This is a genomic window from Mesorhizobium opportunistum WSM2075 (assembly GCF_000176035.2).
GTDB classification, from domain to species: Bacteria; Pseudomonadota; Alphaproteobacteria; order Rhizobiales; family Rhizobiaceae; genus Mesorhizobium; species Mesorhizobium opportunistum.
In genome coordinates this window covers 1,171,698-1,188,122 of sequence record NC_015675.1, presented here as the reverse complement: position 1 = coordinate 1,188,122, position 16,425 = coordinate 1,171,698, and the positions used below count along the sequence as shown (strand labels likewise).

Annotated in this window: 19 protein-coding genes and 1 tRNA gene; 9 read left to right on the top strand and 11 right to left on the bottom strand. The window is 64.1% G+C overall.

Annotation, left to right across the window (positions count from 1 at the left end; genetic code table 11):
• Window positions 1–17 precede the first annotated feature (17 nt).
• On the top strand, window positions 18–899 hold the full coding sequence (locus MESOP_RS05665) for a MurR/RpiR family transcriptional regulator (protein ID WP_013892369.1): 882 nt from the start codon (window positions 18–20) through the stop codon (window positions 897–899).
• A 115-nt stretch (window positions 900–1,014) separates the two neighbouring features.
• Here MESOP_RS05665 and MESOP_RS05660 read toward each other — a convergent pair whose 3' ends face one another.
• On the bottom strand, window positions 1,015–1,326 hold the full coding sequence (locus MESOP_RS05660) for a DUF167 family protein (RefSeq protein WP_013892368.1): 312 nt from the start codon (window positions 1,324–1,326) through the stop codon (window positions 1,015–1,017).
• Between the two features lie 7 nt (window positions 1,327–1,333).
• Window positions 1,334–1,630, bottom strand: coding sequence for a YggT family protein (locus tag MESOP_RS05655; protein WP_013892367.1), 297 nt, complete (start codon window positions 1,628–1,630; stop codon window positions 1,334–1,336).
• 244 nt (window positions 1,631–1,874) lie between these two features.
• Between MESOP_RS05655 and MESOP_RS05650 the strand changes: the two genes are divergently transcribed.
• From MESOP_RS05650 to MESOP_RS05625, 6 genes are all read left to right on the top strand, one after another.
• Window positions 1,875–2,294: a hypothetical protein gene (locus MESOP_RS05650; RefSeq protein ID WP_013892366.1), complete on the top strand. Its 420-nt coding sequence runs from the start codon at window positions 1,875–1,877 to the stop codon at window positions 2,292–2,294.
• Window positions 2,295–2,546: 252 nt separating this feature from the next.
• Window positions 2,547–2,622: transfer RNA gene (locus MESOP_RS05645), tRNA-Ala, on the top strand.
• A gap of 338 nt (window positions 2,623–2,960) precedes the next feature.
• Window positions 2,961–3,731, top strand: coding sequence for a helix-turn-helix domain-containing protein (locus tag MESOP_RS05640; RefSeq protein WP_013892365.1), 771 nt, complete (start codon window positions 2,961–2,963; stop codon window positions 3,729–3,731).
• 409 nt (window positions 3,732–4,140) lie between these two features.
• On the top strand, window positions 4,141–5,199 hold the full coding sequence (locus tag MESOP_RS05635; protein WP_245265055.1) for a SagB/ThcOx family dehydrogenase: 1,059 nt from the start codon (window positions 4,141–4,143) through the stop codon (window positions 5,197–5,199).
• A 26-nt stretch (window positions 5,200–5,225) separates the two neighbouring features.
• Window positions 5,226–5,477, top strand: coding sequence for a hypothetical protein (locus MESOP_RS05630; protein WP_013892362.1), 252 nt, complete (start codon window positions 5,226–5,228; stop codon window positions 5,475–5,477).
• 197 nt (window positions 5,478–5,674) lie between these two features.
• Window positions 5,675–5,998, top strand: coding sequence for a hypothetical protein (locus MESOP_RS05625; RefSeq protein ID WP_013892361.1), 324 nt, complete (start codon window positions 5,675–5,677; stop codon window positions 5,996–5,998).
• A gap of 66 nt (window positions 5,999–6,064) precedes the next feature.
• Here MESOP_RS05625 and MESOP_RS05620 read toward each other — a convergent pair whose 3' ends face one another.
• The 4 genes from MESOP_RS05620 to MESOP_RS05605 are packed head-to-tail and all read right to left on the bottom strand — an operon-like array spanning window position 6,065 to window position 9,276.
• Window positions 6,065–6,997, bottom strand: coding sequence for a TonB family protein (locus MESOP_RS05620; RefSeq protein ID WP_013892360.1), 933 nt, complete (start codon window positions 6,995–6,997; stop codon window positions 6,065–6,067).
• Window positions 6,994–7,461, bottom strand: coding sequence for a TonB system transport protein ExbD (gene exbD, locus MESOP_RS05615; protein WP_013892359.1), 468 nt, complete (start codon window positions 7,459–7,461; stop codon window positions 6,994–6,996). The genes MESOP_RS05620 and exbD overlap by 4 nt, the downstream gene beginning before the upstream one ends.
• A 12-nt stretch (window positions 7,462–7,473) precedes the next feature.
• A complete protein-coding gene (gene exbB / locus MESOP_RS05610; RefSeq protein WP_041164010.1) occupies window positions 7,474–8,427 on the bottom strand; it encodes a tonB-system energizer ExbB in 954 nt (317 codons plus the stop codon).
• Between the two features lie 57 nt (window positions 8,428–8,484).
• Window positions 8,485–9,276, bottom strand: a complete 792-nt coding sequence (locus MESOP_RS05605; protein ID WP_013892357.1) for an ATP-binding cassette domain-containing protein — start codon at window positions 9,274–9,276, stop codon at window positions 8,485–8,487.
• A 286-nt stretch (window positions 9,277–9,562) separates the two neighbouring features.
• Here MESOP_RS05605 and MESOP_RS05600 point away from each other — a divergent pair, with 286 nt between their 5' ends.
• A complete protein-coding gene (locus MESOP_RS05600; RefSeq protein ID WP_013892356.1) occupies window positions 9,563–10,249 on the top strand; it encodes a cysteine hydrolase family protein in 687 nt (228 codons plus the stop codon).
• A gap of 6 nt (window positions 10,250–10,255) precedes the next feature.
• Here the strand turns inward: MESOP_RS05600 and MESOP_RS05595 are convergent, their stop codons facing one another.
• On the bottom strand, window positions 10,256–11,197 hold the full coding sequence (locus tag MESOP_RS05595; RefSeq protein WP_013892355.1) for an LLM class flavin-dependent oxidoreductase: 942 nt from the start codon (window positions 11,195–11,197) through the stop codon (window positions 10,256–10,258).
• A 154-nt stretch (window positions 11,198–11,351) separates the two neighbouring features.
• On the bottom strand, window positions 11,352–11,507 hold the full coding sequence (locus MESOP_RS33350) for a hypothetical protein (RefSeq protein ID WP_013892354.1): 156 nt from the start codon (window positions 11,505–11,507) through the stop codon (window positions 11,352–11,354).
• A gap of 287 nt (window positions 11,508–11,794) precedes the next feature.
• On the opposite strand from MESOP_RS33350, the gene MESOP_RS05590 reads away from it, so the two are divergent.
• Window positions 11,795–12,562, top strand: coding sequence for an SDR family NAD(P)-dependent oxidoreductase (locus tag MESOP_RS05590; protein WP_013892353.1), 768 nt, complete (start codon window positions 11,795–11,797; stop codon window positions 12,560–12,562).
• A 226-nt stretch (window positions 12,563–12,788) separates the two neighbouring features.
• On the opposite strand, the gene MESOP_RS05585 is transcribed toward MESOP_RS05590, so the two are convergent.
• Genes MESOP_RS05585 through MESOP_RS05575 form a run of 3 tightly spaced genes read right to left on the bottom strand, consistent with a single transcriptional unit; the run spans window position 12,789 to window position 16,296 of the window.
• On the bottom strand, window positions 12,789–13,733 hold the full coding sequence (locus MESOP_RS05585) for an ABC transporter permease (RefSeq protein ID WP_013892352.1): 945 nt from the start codon (window positions 13,731–13,733) through the stop codon (window positions 12,789–12,791).
• A complete protein-coding gene (locus MESOP_RS05580; RefSeq protein WP_013892351.1) occupies window positions 13,730–14,785 on the bottom strand; it encodes an ABC transporter permease in 1,056 nt (351 codons plus the stop codon). Before MESOP_RS05580 ends, MESOP_RS05585 begins: the two co-directional genes overlap by 4 nt.
• Window positions 14,785–16,296: an ABC transporter ATP-binding protein gene (locus MESOP_RS05575; protein ID WP_049802440.1), complete on the bottom strand. Its 1,512-nt coding sequence runs from the start codon at window positions 16,294–16,296 to the stop codon at window positions 14,785–14,787. The genes MESOP_RS05580 and MESOP_RS05575 overlap by 1 nt, the downstream gene beginning before the upstream one ends.
• Window positions 16,297–16,425 lie beyond the last annotated feature (129 nt).

The following is a 16,425-nucleotide window of genomic DNA, read 5'->3' as shown; positions in this document are numbered from 1 at the left end:
ATGACGAATACACGCGCATGAAGACGCCGGCCGACATCATCACGCGGCTGCAGCTGATATCGCAGGACGGCACCAAGTCGGACCGCCGGCTGGCGGGCCTGGTACTGTCCGATCTCGACTTCGCCTCCAAGGCGGCGATTTCGGAGATCGCCGGGCGCGTCGGCGTCAGCGAACCGACGGTGACCCGCTTCTGCCGCAATCTCGGCTGCGAGGGCCTGCGCGATTTCAAGTTCTACCTGGCGCAGGCGATCGCCATCGGCGGCCAGTATCTTTCGCCCGAGCCGCTGAGCCGCGACGCGCGCGAGCAGCGCATCGCTTCCGCCATCACCGAAGCGGCGATCTCAGCCATCCAGCGCGCCAGCGAGAACCTCGACATGACGACGCTGGTCGCCGTCGCCGAGCGGCTCGCGACGTCGGGCAACGTTCTGTGCATCGGCTCCGGCGGCATCTCCTCGATGATGGCGACGGAGATGCAGAACCGGCTGTTCCGGCTCGGCCTGCCGGTGCTGGCGCAGATCGACGGCCAGCTGCAGCGCATGTACGCCGCCGTTGCCACGCCCGAAACCACACTGGTCGCCTTTTCCGTCTCAGGCTATGCGCGTTCGGTCATCGAAGCGGTACAGGTCGCCCAGCAATATGGCGCCACCACCATCGCCATCACCGCGCCGGACTCTGCCCTGGCCAAGGTCGCCGACACGGTCATCCATCTGCAGCCGCTCGAGGACGGCAACATCTACAAGCCGACATCGTCGCGCTATGCGCTGCTGGCGATCGTCGACATGCTCGTGACGTCGGTAGCCGAGACGCGCGGCCCGAAGGTGCTGGAGAATTTGCGCCGCATCAAGCAGAGCGTGAACACGCTGAAGGTCGACGACCCAAGGCTGCCGCTGGGGGATTGAGAGCCAGCGACGAGCCTGGCGATCTCCCCCCTCGTGGGGGAGATGTCCGGCAGGACAGAGGGGGGCGCTGTCCCGCAGACAGATCAAGGGTCTCCATGCCGCACAAGCGGTGGGATCAGCCGCCGAGCGCTTCAATGCTCCGTGACAGCGCCTCCGGATCACCCGCGACACGCAGCGTCTTCAGCCTGGCCGTACCGCCAGCGACAACCGAAACGGCCGAAACAGGCACTCCCAGCGTCTTGGCGGCCAGTCTTTCCAGTGCTTGATTGGCGGCGCCGTTTTCCGGCACGGCGCGGACCCGCACCTTCAGGTGGCTTCGCCCGTCCGCCGCCGTTTCGACGCCTTCGAGCCTGTCCACGGAAGATTTCGGCGTCAGCCGCACGAACAGATCGATGCCGTTGTCGCGGATGCGGAACGGCGCGCTCATGCGGTCGTCAGGCGCCCAGCAGCAGCGGCGCCACCGTGGTGAGGATGAACTGCCTGAGGAAGAACAGGATCAAAAGCAGGATGATCGGCGAGATGTCGATGCCGCCAAGGTCCGGCATGAAGCGGCGGATCGGCCGCAGCGCCGGCTCGGTCAGCCGGTAGAGCATGTTGCCGATGCTACCGACGAACTGGTTGCGCGAGTTGACGACGTTGAAGGCGTAGAGCCAGGAAAAGATCGCCGAGGCGATGATGACCCACCAGTAGAGGTCGAGCGCCATGACGATTGTTTGAATGAGGGCGAGCATGCCGGTCTCCAATTGTTGCCGACATGTAGCCATTGCATGCGATACGGGCAAGGGCTGGCTTTGCATGGGCGCCAATGCCGAACCATGACCGTTTTTCGCTCGGCTCGATGCCGGTGTGTCAAAAATGGTCCGGTCACGGCACCGAGGCTTCATGGACAAAGCCAATCCCCAAGCTCTACAAACCGGCCGCGGGCACGCGCGACGTGAGTCGGCGTAGACCCCGATTTGTTTCAAAGGAAAATGCATGCACATTCGGTCGGTGGTTGTACGGTTGGGAACAGTCGCCTTGGTGGCGGTTGGGGCATTCGCCTTGCCGGCCCAGGCCGAAGGATTCCAAAACATCGTGCTTTCGGCCACCGAGCATGCGGAGCAGACGCAGGCGACATTTTCACCGGACACGGCGAAGATTTTCCTCTCCGCCGACCTGACGGACGAGGTGGCTTCGGGATCGAAGCTCACCGTGAGCTGGATTTCGGTCGATTCCGGCGGTGTTGCGCCGGCGAACTACAAGATCGACGAAGTCAACTTCGAAATCGGCGCGATCGACAACCACGTCGACTCCTCGATGACCAAGCCGGATGCCGGCTGGCCGGTCGGTACCTATCAGGTGCAGATCGCTGTCGACGGCACTGTGAAGGAAACGGTCGATTTTTCCGTGAAGTGACCGGCGGCGCCAATTGGTGTCTCCTTCACAACCGTCGTTGAACGGTGCAATCCGTCATCACCGGCGCCGAGGTGAGGCAGGAAGCGGCGGATGGCCGCTTGTTGCCGATCGTGCCGACGAATGGGCGAATACGCGAAACCGGCAAGGCCGCGTTCCACCGGCGGTGACCTGACGTCGAGCGGTCGATAAATTCGGCAAAACGCCGCCTTGACAGAAAACCGCCACGCCCGATAAATGCGCCATCCGTTGGACGGGGCTGTAGCTCAGCTGGGAGAGCGCGTCGTTCGCAATGACGAGGTCAGGAGTTCGATCCTCCTCAGCTCCACCAGCGGAATAATCGATTTTCCCCTTTTGCTGCGCCGCCAAGACGCAAGCAGCGTCCCATGGATCGCTCATGCATCGCGATGCGGCGCCTCGGCGCCGATACCCCCAAAAAAGGCCACGGGCCATTTCACGCGGTTTCCAAGGCAAGACGATTGTCAATTGGACTTATGGCGATGGCCACTGCGGGATCGGCGCTATTTTTTTTGCAAGCCGCCCCATTAGACTGGCGTTTTCAAATCAGTTTTTTCTGTGTGTTGTGACAAGGCGTTTCGGTGGGGGCGACCCGAAGACGCTATATGGAATCCGAATCGAAATGAAGAATTCGCCTGCGAAAGCAAAGACGTGTCCATTCGCGAGAATCTCGCTGCAAATCTCAGACGGCTCTGCAAGGATCATGCCTCCGTTAGCGCGGTATGCCGTGAGTTGGGTATCAACCGCACACAGTTCGAACGTTACCTGCAGGGGCAGACCGTTCCGAACAAGGCCACTGCCAAGCTGATTTGCGACTACTTCCACATCAGCGAACCCGAACTGTACCGGGATCCGGGTACGCCCGAGCCCACGGTAGCCGGCCTGCCGCCGATTTCCGAAACCCTGTTCAAACAGATGATCCGCCCGCCCGCCCCATCGATCGCGGGAGGCACCTATTTCACCTATTTTTCGATTCCGGCCCGTCCTGATCTGTTGATGCGGTCGGTGACCTTCGTGCGCCGCGAGGCCGAACTGGTCACGTTCCGCAGGGTCACCGGATGGTCGGAGCGCCGTGGCTCGACTTGGGCGCGGGCGCGCGGCAACCACTATGGCGTGGCCATCTCGCGCCTGAACTGGATCTATTTCAGCGGCGTAAACCGCCGCCAGACCGGCGAACCGTCCCTGATCTCCGTTCAATGGGCTCCCATCTCCGAACCGGTGCTGATCGGCAAGGCCATGCTTCTGACCGAAGCCGGGCCGGCATTCGTATCGGTCATCATGCGGCAGGATCTGTCCGGCATCCCGGCACGGCATGCGATCCGCATGGCGCATGTCGTCGGGTTTGACGATCCGGCCATCGATCAGCTGGTCGTCAGCCTTGCCCGCGATTGGCAAGACCAGTCTCCCGGTTACGCTAAATAAGAATAAGGATACCCCGAAAAAGCGTATGTTCCCGACAGGCTACTCCATATCTGAGCAAAATCGATTTTTTAGACTTTATGGACAAGAAAGATATTTTAGACAACATTGGCTTTACTATAATTTTAACAAACTGTTAACTCTTTCGACCTTACCTTTCTTCTCGCGGATCCCGCTGTGGGGATCTCTCAACAGATCCCATTGGGGGTCGGGAAAGGGACGAAAATGGCCAAGAAAGTGAACAATGCCTCGAAGCTGACGGTCGCCGCGGGCACGCAGACGGTCTTCTTCTCGCAGGGCATGCACTACAACAAGCGCTGAAGTCGCCCGGTGCCCGACAGGCCGTCGGCCTGTCGGTGCCTTGCTTCCACAAGGTGCCTCGCTTCCACAAACGGCATTCAGCATCATGAAAATGCGCTCTTCGAAAACGCTTGTCTTCTACCCCGGGACCAACAAGGTCACGGCCTGCAATTTCCTGACCAGAAGTGTCTTCGAATGCAGCCCCGAGGTGATCGGCCTTCTCGCGTCCTGGGACGAATGGGCCTCCACGGCGGAGATCGCGCGGGCCCACGGATGGTCGAAGGCCGAGCTGAATGCCGTCGTCCCGCAACTGCTTGATTTTTCCGCTCTGATCACCGCCGGTTCGCCGCTGGCCGAGCAGGAGACACAGTTCTCCGGGCAATGGAACTGGGGGCTCCCGACCGCGCTGATGCATTTCTGCGTCCAGGACTCGGAGTTCATGACCATCGAACAGGCCGAGGCTCGGCAAATCGAACGCGCCGATCACGTCGCGCAGCCCGACCTCCTGCTCAAGAACGCCGCGGGCGCCATTGCGCTGCCAAGCGCACTGGATGACAATGAACTCCTCGCCTTGATGGCGCAGCGCCGCACCAATCGCACGGCGGCCGCGCCTACCATCACTGCAAAACAGCTTTCCGACTGCCTGTTCGCGGGCATGGGCATCACCGGCGAAACCAGCAATTGCGTTGGCGCCCTGCCACTGGGCATGACCCCTTCTGGCGGCGCGCGAAACCCCTATGAAGCCTACGTGGTCGCACTGGGCGTCGAGGGCCTGGAGCCTGGCATCTATCACTATTCCGCCGCCGACCACGATCTCGGCAGGATCTCGGCCAACCATCTGCCGAAGATCTCCGAACTGGTCGGCGGGCAGGAATGGGCGGATGCCATGCCTTGCCTCATTCTGCTTTGCGCCAGCCTCGACCGCACCATGTGGAAATATGAGGATGCCAACGCCTATCGCGTCGTGCTGATCGAAGCCGGCCATATCGGCCAGAACATGATGTTGGCGGCAACCAGGCACGGTTTGTCGGCCTGCCCCACGGCCGCGCTCAGCCATACGGCGATCAAGCGTCTTCTCGGCCTCGACCGCCTCACCGACGCACCGATCTATGCCTTGACCCTCTCGACCCCGGAACCAGGCCCGCATCCGACGGGTCGGTCAATTAATTAGCCGCCTCAATATGACAGGAGCACCAAGTGGCAAATCAGTCCCTACGTCAGTCGGAGATCGATAGCCTTCAATATATCGCGTCGATGACCAATGAGCTGGTGCAGATGGCCGAAGCAAGCCGTTTTCCCATGATCTCTTATCTGCTGGGCATGGCCTATGCCGAGGCCTTCGATGTCTTGCGCGGCGCGCGGCCGGCAAGGCATGCGCAACTCAGCGGCAATCCGATGCATCCTCCGCCGCGCGCAAAGGAAAACCACGCTCAGCCGAGGAGCGCGTAGTCGGATGCAGTCGCCAGCCTTGTGCGCGCCGGCGGGCTCGTCGCCGAACCGGTAGGAGACACTTTGTGCGCTGCAACGCCTGCTGCCGCTCCTGAGAAAGGCAGCCGCAGACCTCGACCATGCCGGAATGGTCTACTGATTCGAGCAGGCCAAAGCCGAGATTGCCAACATACGCAGAGAATTGAGGGGACCCGCAGATGAACATGATCGCCGCCATCAGGGCCGCCGACGCCAGCGAAAGCGTCTTCGGCCGGCTCCATGCCCTGATTTCCAGCCGGCCGGCATCACCGGATGCCGCGCGCGGCGAAGCCCGTCAATTGATTTCCACGGCAGTGGCCGACACCTGGCAAGCCGACAGCCTCTGGGGCGCGGCGGACGCTTTCCATGCCCATTTCGACTTCATGATGCAGACCGTCGAGATCAATGGTCCCGGCGATCCGAACCTCGCGACCCTGCGCACGAAATGCCGCTTCTACCTGGAGCAGGTCGAAGCGCTGTGCCAGTCGATGAGCCTTCGGTAGAGAGCTGGTTTCGGTTTTTCCCGGAATTGCTTCAGTTTCCCGGATGGCTTCAGTTTCCGGATTACATCAGTTCCGAAGGCTGAACACGAAGGGCGCAGTGCGGCTGACGTGCTCGCCGAGTTCCGGTGGGGGTGCCGGAACGGTGGCCCCCTGCAGTACGGCAAGCGCGGCCCGATCGAGTTCGGCGTCGCCGGACGAGCGCACGACACGTGCCGATATCACCCGCCCGGATCCGTCCACCGTGAAGGTTACGTTGGTATTGCCTTGCGCGCCCCTGGATTTCGCGGCGCTCGGATAACGCTTGTGCCGATTGATCCATGCCGTCAGCCGCGACTCCCACTTGGCCGGGCTGATACCTGAAAACCCTGCCGACGACTTCGGCGCTGCCGCCTTGGCCGCCGGCCTGCTGTTCGCGCTTGCGGCGGCCACTGTCCTTGCCGGCTCCGCCTTTTCCTTCCTTGGCCGTGGCTTGGGCTTTTCGACCGGCTTTTTCGCCTTGGCCTGGACCGGCTTCTTTTCCTCGGGCTGCTCGAGCGGCTTTGGCTGCGGCAGCGGAACGACGACCTCCGGCGCGACCGTCTCGACGACATCGGGAACGACCTCTTCCAGCGGCGGCTGGTCGACTGGTTCTGCCTGGGTCGGCTTGGTTTCGTCGGGCGGCACCGTTTCAGGCTGCTCGGCCGGCTGCGCCTGCTCGACCACCTTCTCGGGTTCGGCTTCGACGGCCTTTTCGGTCTCCTCGACCGGCTCGGTCCGGTCGGGTACCGCCGCATCCAGCATCGCGGCCTGTTCCGCCGGCGTGATCACCATCGGCGACATCTCGATCACCAGCGCCGGCGGCGGTCCGCCATCCGTCTCGATCGGACTGAAGCTCTGCACCGCATAGGCGACTGCGACATGAGCGCCGAGCACCAGCGCGGCCGCGCCTGCCCACAAGCCAAGATCGCGCCAACGAAGGCGCGACAGCTCAGCCGTGGGCATGGCGGCCGCTTGTGTCATGGCGCTGCCGCTCCGGTGGCGGCGGGTGCGGGGGCGTCAGCCGCGGGCACCGTCTCCAGGCCGACCAGCGCGATCTTCAGGTAGCCGGCGCCGCGCAACAGGTTCATCGCTTCCATCAGGTCGCCATAGGCGACCGCCTTGTCGGCGCGCAGGAAGATGCGCGTCTGCTTGTCGCCCTTGGTCTTGCCGTCCAGCGTTGCGGCGAAGACCGGGCGCGGCACGGTGTCGTTGCCGATCGCCAGCGTCAGGTCATCCTTCAACGTCAGGAACAGCGGCGTTTCCGGCCGCGGCGCGGGCGTTGCGGTCGATCCCGGCAGGTCGACATTGACATCCACCGTCGCCAGCGGTGCGGCGACCATGAAGATGATCAGGAGCACCAGGATGACATCGATGAACGGCGTGACGTTGATCTCGTGGCTTTCCTCGATATCGTCATCCATGGCCTGGCGGATCCTGCTTCCCATCCTATGCTCCCGCTACTCCGCCGCCATCGCCGGCGCGGGCGCGACCGTGCGGAAATCCAGGTCACGGCTGACCAGCCGTTCGATGCCCGCCGACGCATCGGCCAGGATCTGCCTGTAGCCGGCTATCGAGCGCGCGAAGACGTTGTAGATGACGACCGCCGGTATCGCCGCGACGAGCCCCATCGCGGTGGCCAGCAGCGCTTCGGCGATACCGGGTGCGACCACGGCGAGATTGGTGGTCTGCGCCTGCGATATGCCGATGAAGGCATTCATGATGCCCCAGACGGTGCCGAACAGACCGACGAAAGGCGCGGTCGAGCCGATCGTCGCCAGCACGCCGGTACCGCGCGACATGCGCCGCGACGCCGCCGCCTCGATGCGCGACAGGCGCGAGGCGACCCGCTCCTTCAGCCCGTCGCCGGAGACATGGTCGAGCGCGCCGGCGGAGAGCGTGGTCTCTTCCTCCGCCGCCCGCACCAGGAGCGCGCCGGGACCGCCGCTGCGATCGAGCGCGCGGCTCGCCTGCTTCAACGTGGCGGCATCGCCGATCGCGCGGACGGCGCGGCTGATGCGCAGCTTGCCGCCAAGAATTTCCAGCGATTTCGCCAGCCATATCGTCCAGGTGACGAGGGACGCGAAGGCCAGTCCAATCATCACCCCTTTCACGATGATATCGGCGGCCATGAACATGCCCCATGGCGACAGGTCGTGCGGCAAGGTCAACTCCATTGCCGCCGAAGATCCGGCTGTCGCATTCGGCGCGCCAGCTGGCTGCTGTTGCGCGGGTGCCATTGTTGCCGGTGTGGCAGCCGCCGGTGAGGTAGGGGCGGCCGGTGCAACGGGTGCCGCGGCAGCAGGTGCCTCGACAGTGGGGGCGGTGCCGGCCGGTTGCTCCTGGGCCGTTGCACTGGCAGCCGACAAGATCACTGATGCGACCAACGCTGCCAACAAACCATTTCTCGACAAGAGCCTCTTCCTTGTTTTCACAGCGGCGAGCCGCTTCCTGTTTGCCGCCGCCCCGGCCTACTGCACGTAGCCGACGGGTTGGCCGGTGACCGGGTGCGCGAACACGCCCATCTCCACGCCAAAAATGCCTTTCAGCACGTCGCCCCGCATGATTTCGCCGGGGGTGCCGCGCGTCAGCAGCTTGCCGTCCTTCAAGGCGATCAGTTCGTCGCAATAGCGCGCCGCCATATTGGGATCGTGCAGCACCACGACGACGCAGAGGTCGCGCTTGCGGCTGAGCTCCCGGACCAGCCCCAGCACCTCGACTTGATGGGCGATGTCGAGCGCCGAGATCGGCTCGTCGAGCAGCATGACGCCTGCGTTCTGCGCCACCAACATGGCAAGCCAGGCGCGCTGGCGCTCGCCGCCCGACAATTCATCCACCAGCCGGTCGGCGAAACCGTCCATGTCGGTCAGGCCGAGCGCTTCCTCGACATGCCGCCTGTCCTCGGAACCGAAGCGGCCGAGCGCGCCATGCCAGGGATAGCGCCCCAGCGTCGCCAGTTCGCGCACGGTGAGGCCGGTCGCCGCCGGCGTCGTCTGCGGCAGGTAGGCAAGCGCACGGGCGAACTCACGCGCGCCCCATTGCGGCAGCGGCCGTTTGGCGAAGGTGATGGCGCCGGAACTTGCCGGCTGCTGGCGTGCCAGAAGCTTGACCAGCGTCGATTTGCCAGAGCCATTGTGGCCGATCAGCCCATAGACGCGCGAGCGCTGCAATTCGAGCGAAACCGGGCCGAGCAACGTCCGCTCGCCGACGGCAAAGCGCACCGCGTCGATTTGAAAGGCAGTCTCGGCTCCAGCCACCGTCATGGCTCTTCTCCAGTGCGGCCGCCGGACGTCCAATTTCTGGCGGCGGCAGGCAGGTGCCCGGTTGACTATGAAACATGACCTTACTAGTCAAGATTGAAGATGACTGCAACGATCAACAATTCGTCGTGACCGCAGATATCGCGACGAGATTCTGAGAGACAGGGGTTGCACCGGATGATCAGTGGACGCGGATCAAGGCGGAGAGGCGCAAACACACGCAATGATGCCCAGCATCTGGTGTCGGCGCATTGAACCACTATGGTTGGTCGAAAACAGGGAGCCACCGATGATCAAGGCAACGCCCTTCGACTACCCCTATGACGGCAGGCTGGTCGCCGAAAACACCGCGCTCGTCGTCATCGACCTGCAGCAGGATTTCCTGTCGACGACGGGCTATTTCGCCAGGCAGGGATATGACCCTTCACCGCTGCGGGCGATCCTGCCGACCGTGAACCGGCTGATATCAGCCGCGCGCAGAGCCGGCATCACCATCATCCACACCAGGCAAGGATACCGCGCCGACATGGCCGACATGACGCCCTACGAGAAATGGCGCCGCAAGCGCTCCGGCCTCGACGGCACCGAGATCCTGCTGCGTTCGGGTCCGGGATTTCAGATCGTTCCGGAGATCGATGTCGCGCCTGATGACATCATCGTCGACAAGACCTGCAACAGCGCCTTCACCTACACGGATTTCGAGCTCGTGCTGCGCGCGCAAGGCATCACGCATCTGATGTTTTCCGGATGCACGACCGATGTCTGCGTCCACACCACGTTGCGCGAGGCCTGCGACCGCAATTTTCAGTGCCTGACGATCTCGGACGCCTGCGCCAGCGGCGACCAGGGCGCGCACGAGGCGGCGCTTCACATGGTGACGGTCGAGGACGGCGTCTTCGGTGCACTGGCGGATTCAGCCGCTGTCATCGACGGCCTGTCGCGGCTTGGCGACAGGCCTGCAACAACAAAGGGCTGATGAACCTCAACCTGCGGCGCGAGTCTCCGGCCCTGTGCGAGACGCATACGCCCCGGGCTGGAAGGCGTCATCTTCGCGACGCGCCAACGAATTGCGCAGCAAGGCGAGCGTTTCCCGGCCGACCGTCGCGATTTCGCGCGGCGTGTCCACGCCCACGATCATGAACTCATCGATCCCGAGAGCCGCATAGGCAAGCAGCGACAGCGCGACCTGAGCCGGCGGCCCGGACAGGTCGACCGCCTTGTGCCACGTGGCGGACGCACCCCGGTGAATCCGGACCGGAAGCGCGAAGCGCAGTTTGCCGGCGCGGCCATGCTCGGCGGCGGCACCGCGCGCCCGCTCCATCAATTGTCTGATTTCATCGATCGAGCCCGGCGCCAGTTCGAAGACATCGGCATGCCGGCCGGCCACCTTGAGCGCCGTTCCGGATTGTCCGCCCATGCGGATAACGAGGTCGGCGCCGTGAGGACCCTTGCGCGGCACATAGCCGCCCTTGATGCTGTAGAAGGCGCCTTCGTGGTCGAAGGGCCGGTCGTTCGACCACAGCCGCTTCAAGAGCACCAAATATTCGTCGATGCGCTGCCAGACGACGCCATGTCCGACCGGACGTGCCTCGGCATCGTCATCGTTCAACGGCTCGCTGATCATCCTGAGCGCCAGCCGTCCGCCGCTTTCCCTGTCGATCGATGCCAGTTGACGGGCCGCCACCGTCGGTTCGATCACGCCGGCCCAGTGGGTGAGCACCACTTCCAGCGAAGCGGTGCGGTTAAGCACTTGGGAAGCGAGATCCATATTGGTCAGCAGCCCTGCCGAATCGTCGACGACGATCTTGCGGAAGCCGCTATCCTCGATCAGCCCGAGCTTGGTCGCCGTCTCGGCGAAATCATAGAAGAAGGGCGCCGTGGCATCGGCGGTCTTGCCGGGTACATGCGTGAATTCGATCGGCATTTCATCTCCTCCATCTCTGGAATCATGGATGCGGTGAAGTTCGAATCCCAGCCGCGCGCAAACGCGCCGGGAATCCGGTTCATTCAACTCCGATTGCCTGAAAATATGGGGCAACTAGCCCCGTCAGTCTAATGTCTCGGGGCCAGCCTGAAGCTCAGGGAATAAGGCCGAGAACGACCGCCCCGGTGAACATGAACGCAAGGGCAAAGACGAGATAGGCGAAAGCGCCGGCATAGGCCGGGCGAAATGTCTGGGCATTGGCCACTCTCTGGCCGCCGCTGTCAGTCTGAGCGTTCTGGATATAGGACATATCGACCTCCGTCTCGCTGGTTAATCTATAAAACTTGTAGACTTTGTCGATTGCTATTTTTTGGCCAAAAGCAGAATTATTTTCCCGATTCGGGCGACAAATTGGTTGCGAATTGCTGAGAGCGCTTGTCAGCGCGATGGATCAGCGGGGCGTTCGCATTGCCGCGAAGCGACCGAACGGACCTATGTCTTTGTTCCCGCTGCACCCAATTCGTCCATTGGCCGCCCGCTGCGCGCGCGGTAGCATCGCCCGAGCACACGAAGACCATCAACCATGGGGAACTGAAAATGGGCACGAGACTGGCCGGCAAGGTCGCCATCATTTCGGGCGGCGCCACGGGAATGGGCGGAGCGGCCTCGGAACTGTTTGCCGCCGAAGGCGCCAAGGTCGCGATCATCGACCGCAATCGCGAGGCGGCAGCCGCCACGGCGGCGGCGATACGTGCGCGGGGACACATAGCCGAGCATTTCGTCGCCGACGTGTCCGACGAAGCGCAGGTCGAGGCCGCGGTGAAAGGGGCGACCGAAAAGCTCGGCCCGGTCACCGTGCTGTTCAACCACGCCGGCACCATCGTCATCAAACCCTTCCTGGAGACGACGGTTCAGGAATGGGATTGGTTGCACGCCGTCAATGTCCGCTCGATGTTCCTGATGACGCGCGCCGTGCTGCCCGGCATGATCGCGGCCGGCGGCGGCTCGATCGTCTGCACCTCGTCGATCTCGGCGGTGGCGGCGACGCCGATGGAGGTGCTCTACGACACCACCAAGGGCGCCTGCCACATGTTCGCCCGCGCCATCGCCGTCGAATTCCGCGACCGCAACATCCGCTGCAACGCCGTCTGCCCCGGCTTCATCCGCACGCCGCACGGCCTGCGCGAGGTCGCCGATCTCGGCAGGCTCGGCATCGATGTCTCCGACGCGGCGCTTGCCGCACAGCAGGGCCGGATCGGCGAGCCGGAAGAGGTGGCCAAGGCAGCGCTGTACCTCGCCAGCGACGAATCGAGCTTCGTCAACGGCACGCATCTGTTCGTCGACAATGGTTTTACGGCGATGTGAGGCGACAGCCTGGCGCCTTCCTCTCCCCCGTCGATCGGGGGAGAGGTGTCGAGCGCAGCTCGACGGAGTGGGGGTCGACCCTCGGCGCGGTACAGGAAGTTCTTGCGCCCGAATGCGCTTACTATGCCCGTTAGCGACGGTTGCCAGGTGGTTCCCCCACTCCGTCTCGGCTTCGCCGAGCCACCTCTCCCCCCTCCGGAGGGAGAGGAAAGGACGCCCTACTCGTCTACCGCTCTTCCCGCCGAAACGGCTTCAACAGCGCCGACGGCGCCACCGCGTTGCGCGACATCACGGCCATGGCAACGATGGTGAAGATGAAGGGCAGCATCAGGAACGCCTCGTAGGGGATGTGCCCGAGGCCGCTCGCCTGCATGCGCAGTTGCAAGGCATCGACGAAGGCGAACAGCAGCGCCGCGCCCGCCGAGCGCCACGGATCCCAGCGGCCGAAGACGACCAGTGCGATCGCAACCCAGCCCCGTCCTGACACCACGCCGAAGGTGAAGGCGTTGAACTGCGCCATCGACAGGAAGGCGCCGGCCAGTCCCATCAGCGCCCCGCCGAGGATGACCGCCTGGAAGCGGGTGGCGATGACGCTGACGCCGGCCGAATCGGCGGCACGCGGGTTCTCGCCGACCATGCGCACCGACAGGCCCCATGGCGTACGGTAGAGCACGAAGGCGGCGAGCGGGATGGCAAGGATCGCCATGTAGACCAGAGCGAACTGGTTGAACACCGCCGTCCCGATCACCGGAATATCAGACAGCAGCGGGATCGGCAGCGTCTGGAAACCCTTGATGCTGGGCGGTACCGATTGCTGGCCGAAGATCAGCCGGTAGAGGAAATAGGCAAGGCCGGACGAGAACAGCGTGACGCCGATGCCGCAGACATGCTGGCTCAAGCCCAGCGCCACGGTGAACAGCGCGTGCAGCGCGCCTATCAGCATGCCGGTCAGCACCGCCACCAGCACGCCGAGCCACAGGCTGCCGGTGAGACTGGTGGCGGTGAAGCCGGTCATCGCGCAAAGCAACATGATGCCCTCGATACCGAGATTGAGCACGCCGGCCCGCTCGGAGAACATTTCGCCGAGCGTGGCAAAGGCCAGAGGCGTGGCAATGCGGATGATCGCGGCCAGGAAGCCGACCTGAAAAATCTGTTCGAACACCGCGCTCATCGGACAGCTCCGACGCGGCGGATGCGGTAGGCGGTGAACAGCAGCGCCACCAGCATGGCCAGCAGCGCGGTGCCCTGGATGACGTCGCTGAGGAAGGCCGGCACGCCGGTCGCGCGCGACATCGCCTCGGCCCCGGTCATCACGGCCGCCAGGAAGATCGCGGCCGGCACGACACCGAGCGGGTTGAGCCGCGCCAGCATGGCAACGACGATGCCGGAATAGCCGTAGCCCGGCGAGATGTCGCTCATCACCTGGAAATGCACGCCACCAACCTCGCCGACGCCGGCGAGCCCCGCCAGTGCGCCGGACAGCAGCGCTGTCGAGATCAGCACCCGCTCGACATGGATGCCGCCATAGCGGGCCGCTTCCGGGTTTTCGCCGGTGACCCTGATGCGGAAGCCGAGCGTCGTGCGCACGATCAGGAACCAGATCAACGGCGCGGCGATCAGCGCCACGATGACGCCGAGATGCAGCCGCGTGCCCTCGATCAGCACCGGAAAATTCGCCGAATCCTCGATCGGCGGCGAGATCGGATAGCCGCTGAAACTATCCTTCCACGGCCCTTCGATCAGCGCCATCAGCGCGTAGTAGATAACCGAATTGAGCAGCAGCGAGGAAACGACATCATCGACCTTGAATTTGACCCTCAGCGTCGCCGGCACCAGCGCGACCGCAGCACCTGCCGCAGCGCCCGCCACCGCCATCAAGACCATGGCGAGTGGCCCCGGCATCGGGATCGCGCCGACGAAGCAACTGGCGACCGCGCCGGCGAGCAATTGCCCTTCGGCGCCGATGTTCCAGAATTTGGCCCGGAAGGCGACGGCCACCGCCAGCCCGGTGAAGATCATCGGCGCCGCGCGCACCATGGTTTCGGTGATCGCATAGCTGTCGCCAAGCGAGGCGGTGAACATCACGCCATAGGCCTCGATCACGCCGGCGCCGGCCAGCGCGATCAGGCCGCTGCACAGGACGAGCGTCGCGCCGATCGCCAGCAGCGGCAAAGCGAGGTTGAACCATGCGGGCGTCGAGGTGCGGACTTCCAGGCGAAACATCAGGCGTGTCCCTCCGCCCCGGTCATCATCAGCCCGAGCCGCGCGATCGTCGCATCGGCGCTGTCGAGCGTGCCGGCGATGCGGCCCTCATACATCACCGCGATGCGGTCGCAGAGCACCAGCAGTTCCTCGAGGTCCTCGCCGACAACGATGATGCCGCAGCCCTTGGCCCGCATGTCGAGGAACTTTTCGTGGATGAAACGAGCCGCACCGATGTCGAGGCCGCGCGTCGGTTGCGACACGATCAGCACCTTCGGATCGAAGGCGAGTTCGCGTGCCAGCAGCGCCTTCTGCAGATTGCCACCGGACAGCGCGCCGGCGCGCGTCATCGGCCCGGGGCACCTGATATCATAGGCCTTGATCTGCGCCTCCGCAAAGGCGCGGATCGCATCCGGTTTGAGCAGGCCCTTGCTGCTGAACGCCGCCGTGCCGATGCGCGGCAGCACCATGGAATCGGCAAGCGGCAAATTGGTGACCAGCCCGGTGGTCATGCGGTCTTCCGGGATGCGGCCGAGGCCAAGCGACTGCACCTCGCGCGGGGAGAACCGTGTTACTGGTTTGCCGGCTATCGTCATCCGCCCGGTCTCGGGCGCCCGTGTGCCGGAAATCACCTCGGCCAGCGCTCGTTGGCCATTGCCCGACACGCCGGCGATGCCGAGGATCTCGCCGCCGCGCACGGCAAGCGATACGCCGCGCAGCGCCGTGCCCGAATGCCGCGCGGTGGAAATGCCGTCGAGCGTCAGCACCGCCGCACCGGGCGTCGATGGCCCCCGCGCCGGCGGCACGATCTCATGGCCGCACATCAGTTGCGCCATGGCGGCCGACGTCGTGTTGGCGGGGTCGTCGACGCGCCCGGCGACACGGCCATGCCGCAGCACCGTGCAGCGATGCGTCAGAGCGCGCACCTCGTTGAGCTTGTGCGAGATGAAGATGATGCCGAGCCCTTGCGCCGCCATCGAGCGCAGCGCCGAAAACAGCCCGTCGACCTCGCTCGGCGCCAGCACCGCCGTCGGTTCGTCGAGGATCAAAAGCTTGGCGCCGCGAAACAGCGCCTTGACGATTTCGAGCCGCTGCTGCTCGCCGACCGACAGCGCCGAGACCGGCAGGTCGGGATTGAGCGTCAAGCCGTGCTGGCGACCGATTTCGGCGAGCCGCGCCAGCCCGCCGGCGCGGTCGATCCGCCCCGCCTTGCCGGGAATGCCGATCAGCAGGTTTTCCAGCACCGTCAGCCGTGGCGCGAGATGAAAATGCTGATGCACCATGCCGATGCCTGAAGCCAGCGCATCGGCCGAACTGGTGATCCGCACCGGCCGGCCCTGGATCAGGATCTCGCCGGCATCCGGCGCATAGGCGCCGAACAGCACATTCATCAGCGTCGTCTTGCCGGCGCCGTTCTCGCCCAGCAGCCCGAGGATTTCACCGGGCGCGACGCTCAGGTCGACAGCCTCGTTCGCCTTGACGGCGCCGAAGCGCTTGGTGATGCCGCGCATTTCGATGAGTGGGGCGGGCAAGGACAAGGATACTCCTGATCAGACTTGGCTTTGTGATCCAGCTTTGATTGATGGGGATGCGCGAGGCGCCCCCCTCTGGCCTGCCGGCCATCTCCCCCTCAAGGGGGGAGATCGGATGTCACTTTCGGC

Coding starts and splice junctions, on each gene's coding strand:
- MESOP_RS05595 (WP_013892355.1), bottom strand. CDS start 11,197: ATGCCGATCGAATTCACGCATGTACCCGGCAAGACCGCCGATGCCACG.
- MESOP_RS05585 (WP_013892352.1), bottom strand. CDS start 13,733: ATGAGCGCGGTGTTCGAACAGATTTTTCAGGTCGGCTTCCTGGCCGCG.
- MESOP_RS05655 (WP_013892367.1), bottom strand. CDS start 1,630: ATGCTCGCCCTCATTCAAACAATCGTCATGGCGCTCGACCTCTACTGG.
- exbD (WP_013892359.1), bottom strand. CDS start 7,461: ATGGGAAGCAGGATCCGCCAGGCCATGGATGACGATATCGAGGAAAGC.
- MESOP_RS05605 (WP_013892357.1), bottom strand. CDS start 9,276: ATGACGGTGGCTGGAGCCGAGACTGCCTTTCAAATCGACGCGGTGCGC.
- MESOP_RS05600 (WP_013892356.1), top strand. CDS start 9,563: ATGATCAAGGCAACGCCCTTCGACTACCCCTATGACGGCAGGCTGGTC.
- MESOP_RS33350 (WP_013892354.1), bottom strand. CDS start 11,507: ATGTCCTATATCCAGAACGCTCAGACTGACAGCGGCGGCCAGAGAGTG.
- MESOP_RS05625 (WP_013892361.1), top strand. CDS start 5,675: ATGAACATGATCGCCGCCATCAGGGCCGCCGACGCCAGCGAAAGCGTC.
- MESOP_RS05660 (WP_013892368.1), bottom strand. CDS start 1,326: ATGAGCGCGCCGTTCCGCATCCGCGACAACGGCATCGATCTGTTCGTG.
- MESOP_RS05665 (WP_013892369.1), top strand. CDS start 18: ATGAAGACGCCGGCCGACATCATCACGCGGCTGCAGCTGATATCGCAG.
- MESOP_RS05590 (WP_013892353.1), top strand. CDS start 11,795: ATGGGCACGAGACTGGCCGGCAAGGTCGCCATCATTTCGGGCGGCGCC.
- MESOP_RS05635 (WP_245265055.1), top strand. CDS start 4,141: ATGCGCTCTTCGAAAACGCTTGTCTTCTACCCCGGGACCAACAAGGTC.
- MESOP_RS05620 (WP_013892360.1), bottom strand. CDS start 6,997: ATGACACAAGCGGCCGCCATGCCCACGGCTGAGCTGTCGCGCCTTCGT.
- MESOP_RS05650 (WP_013892366.1), top strand. CDS start 1,875: ATGCACATTCGGTCGGTGGTTGTACGGTTGGGAACAGTCGCCTTGGTG.
- MESOP_RS05580 (WP_013892351.1), bottom strand. CDS start 14,785: ATGTTTCGCCTGGAAGTCCGCACCTCGACGCCCGCATGGTTCAACCTC.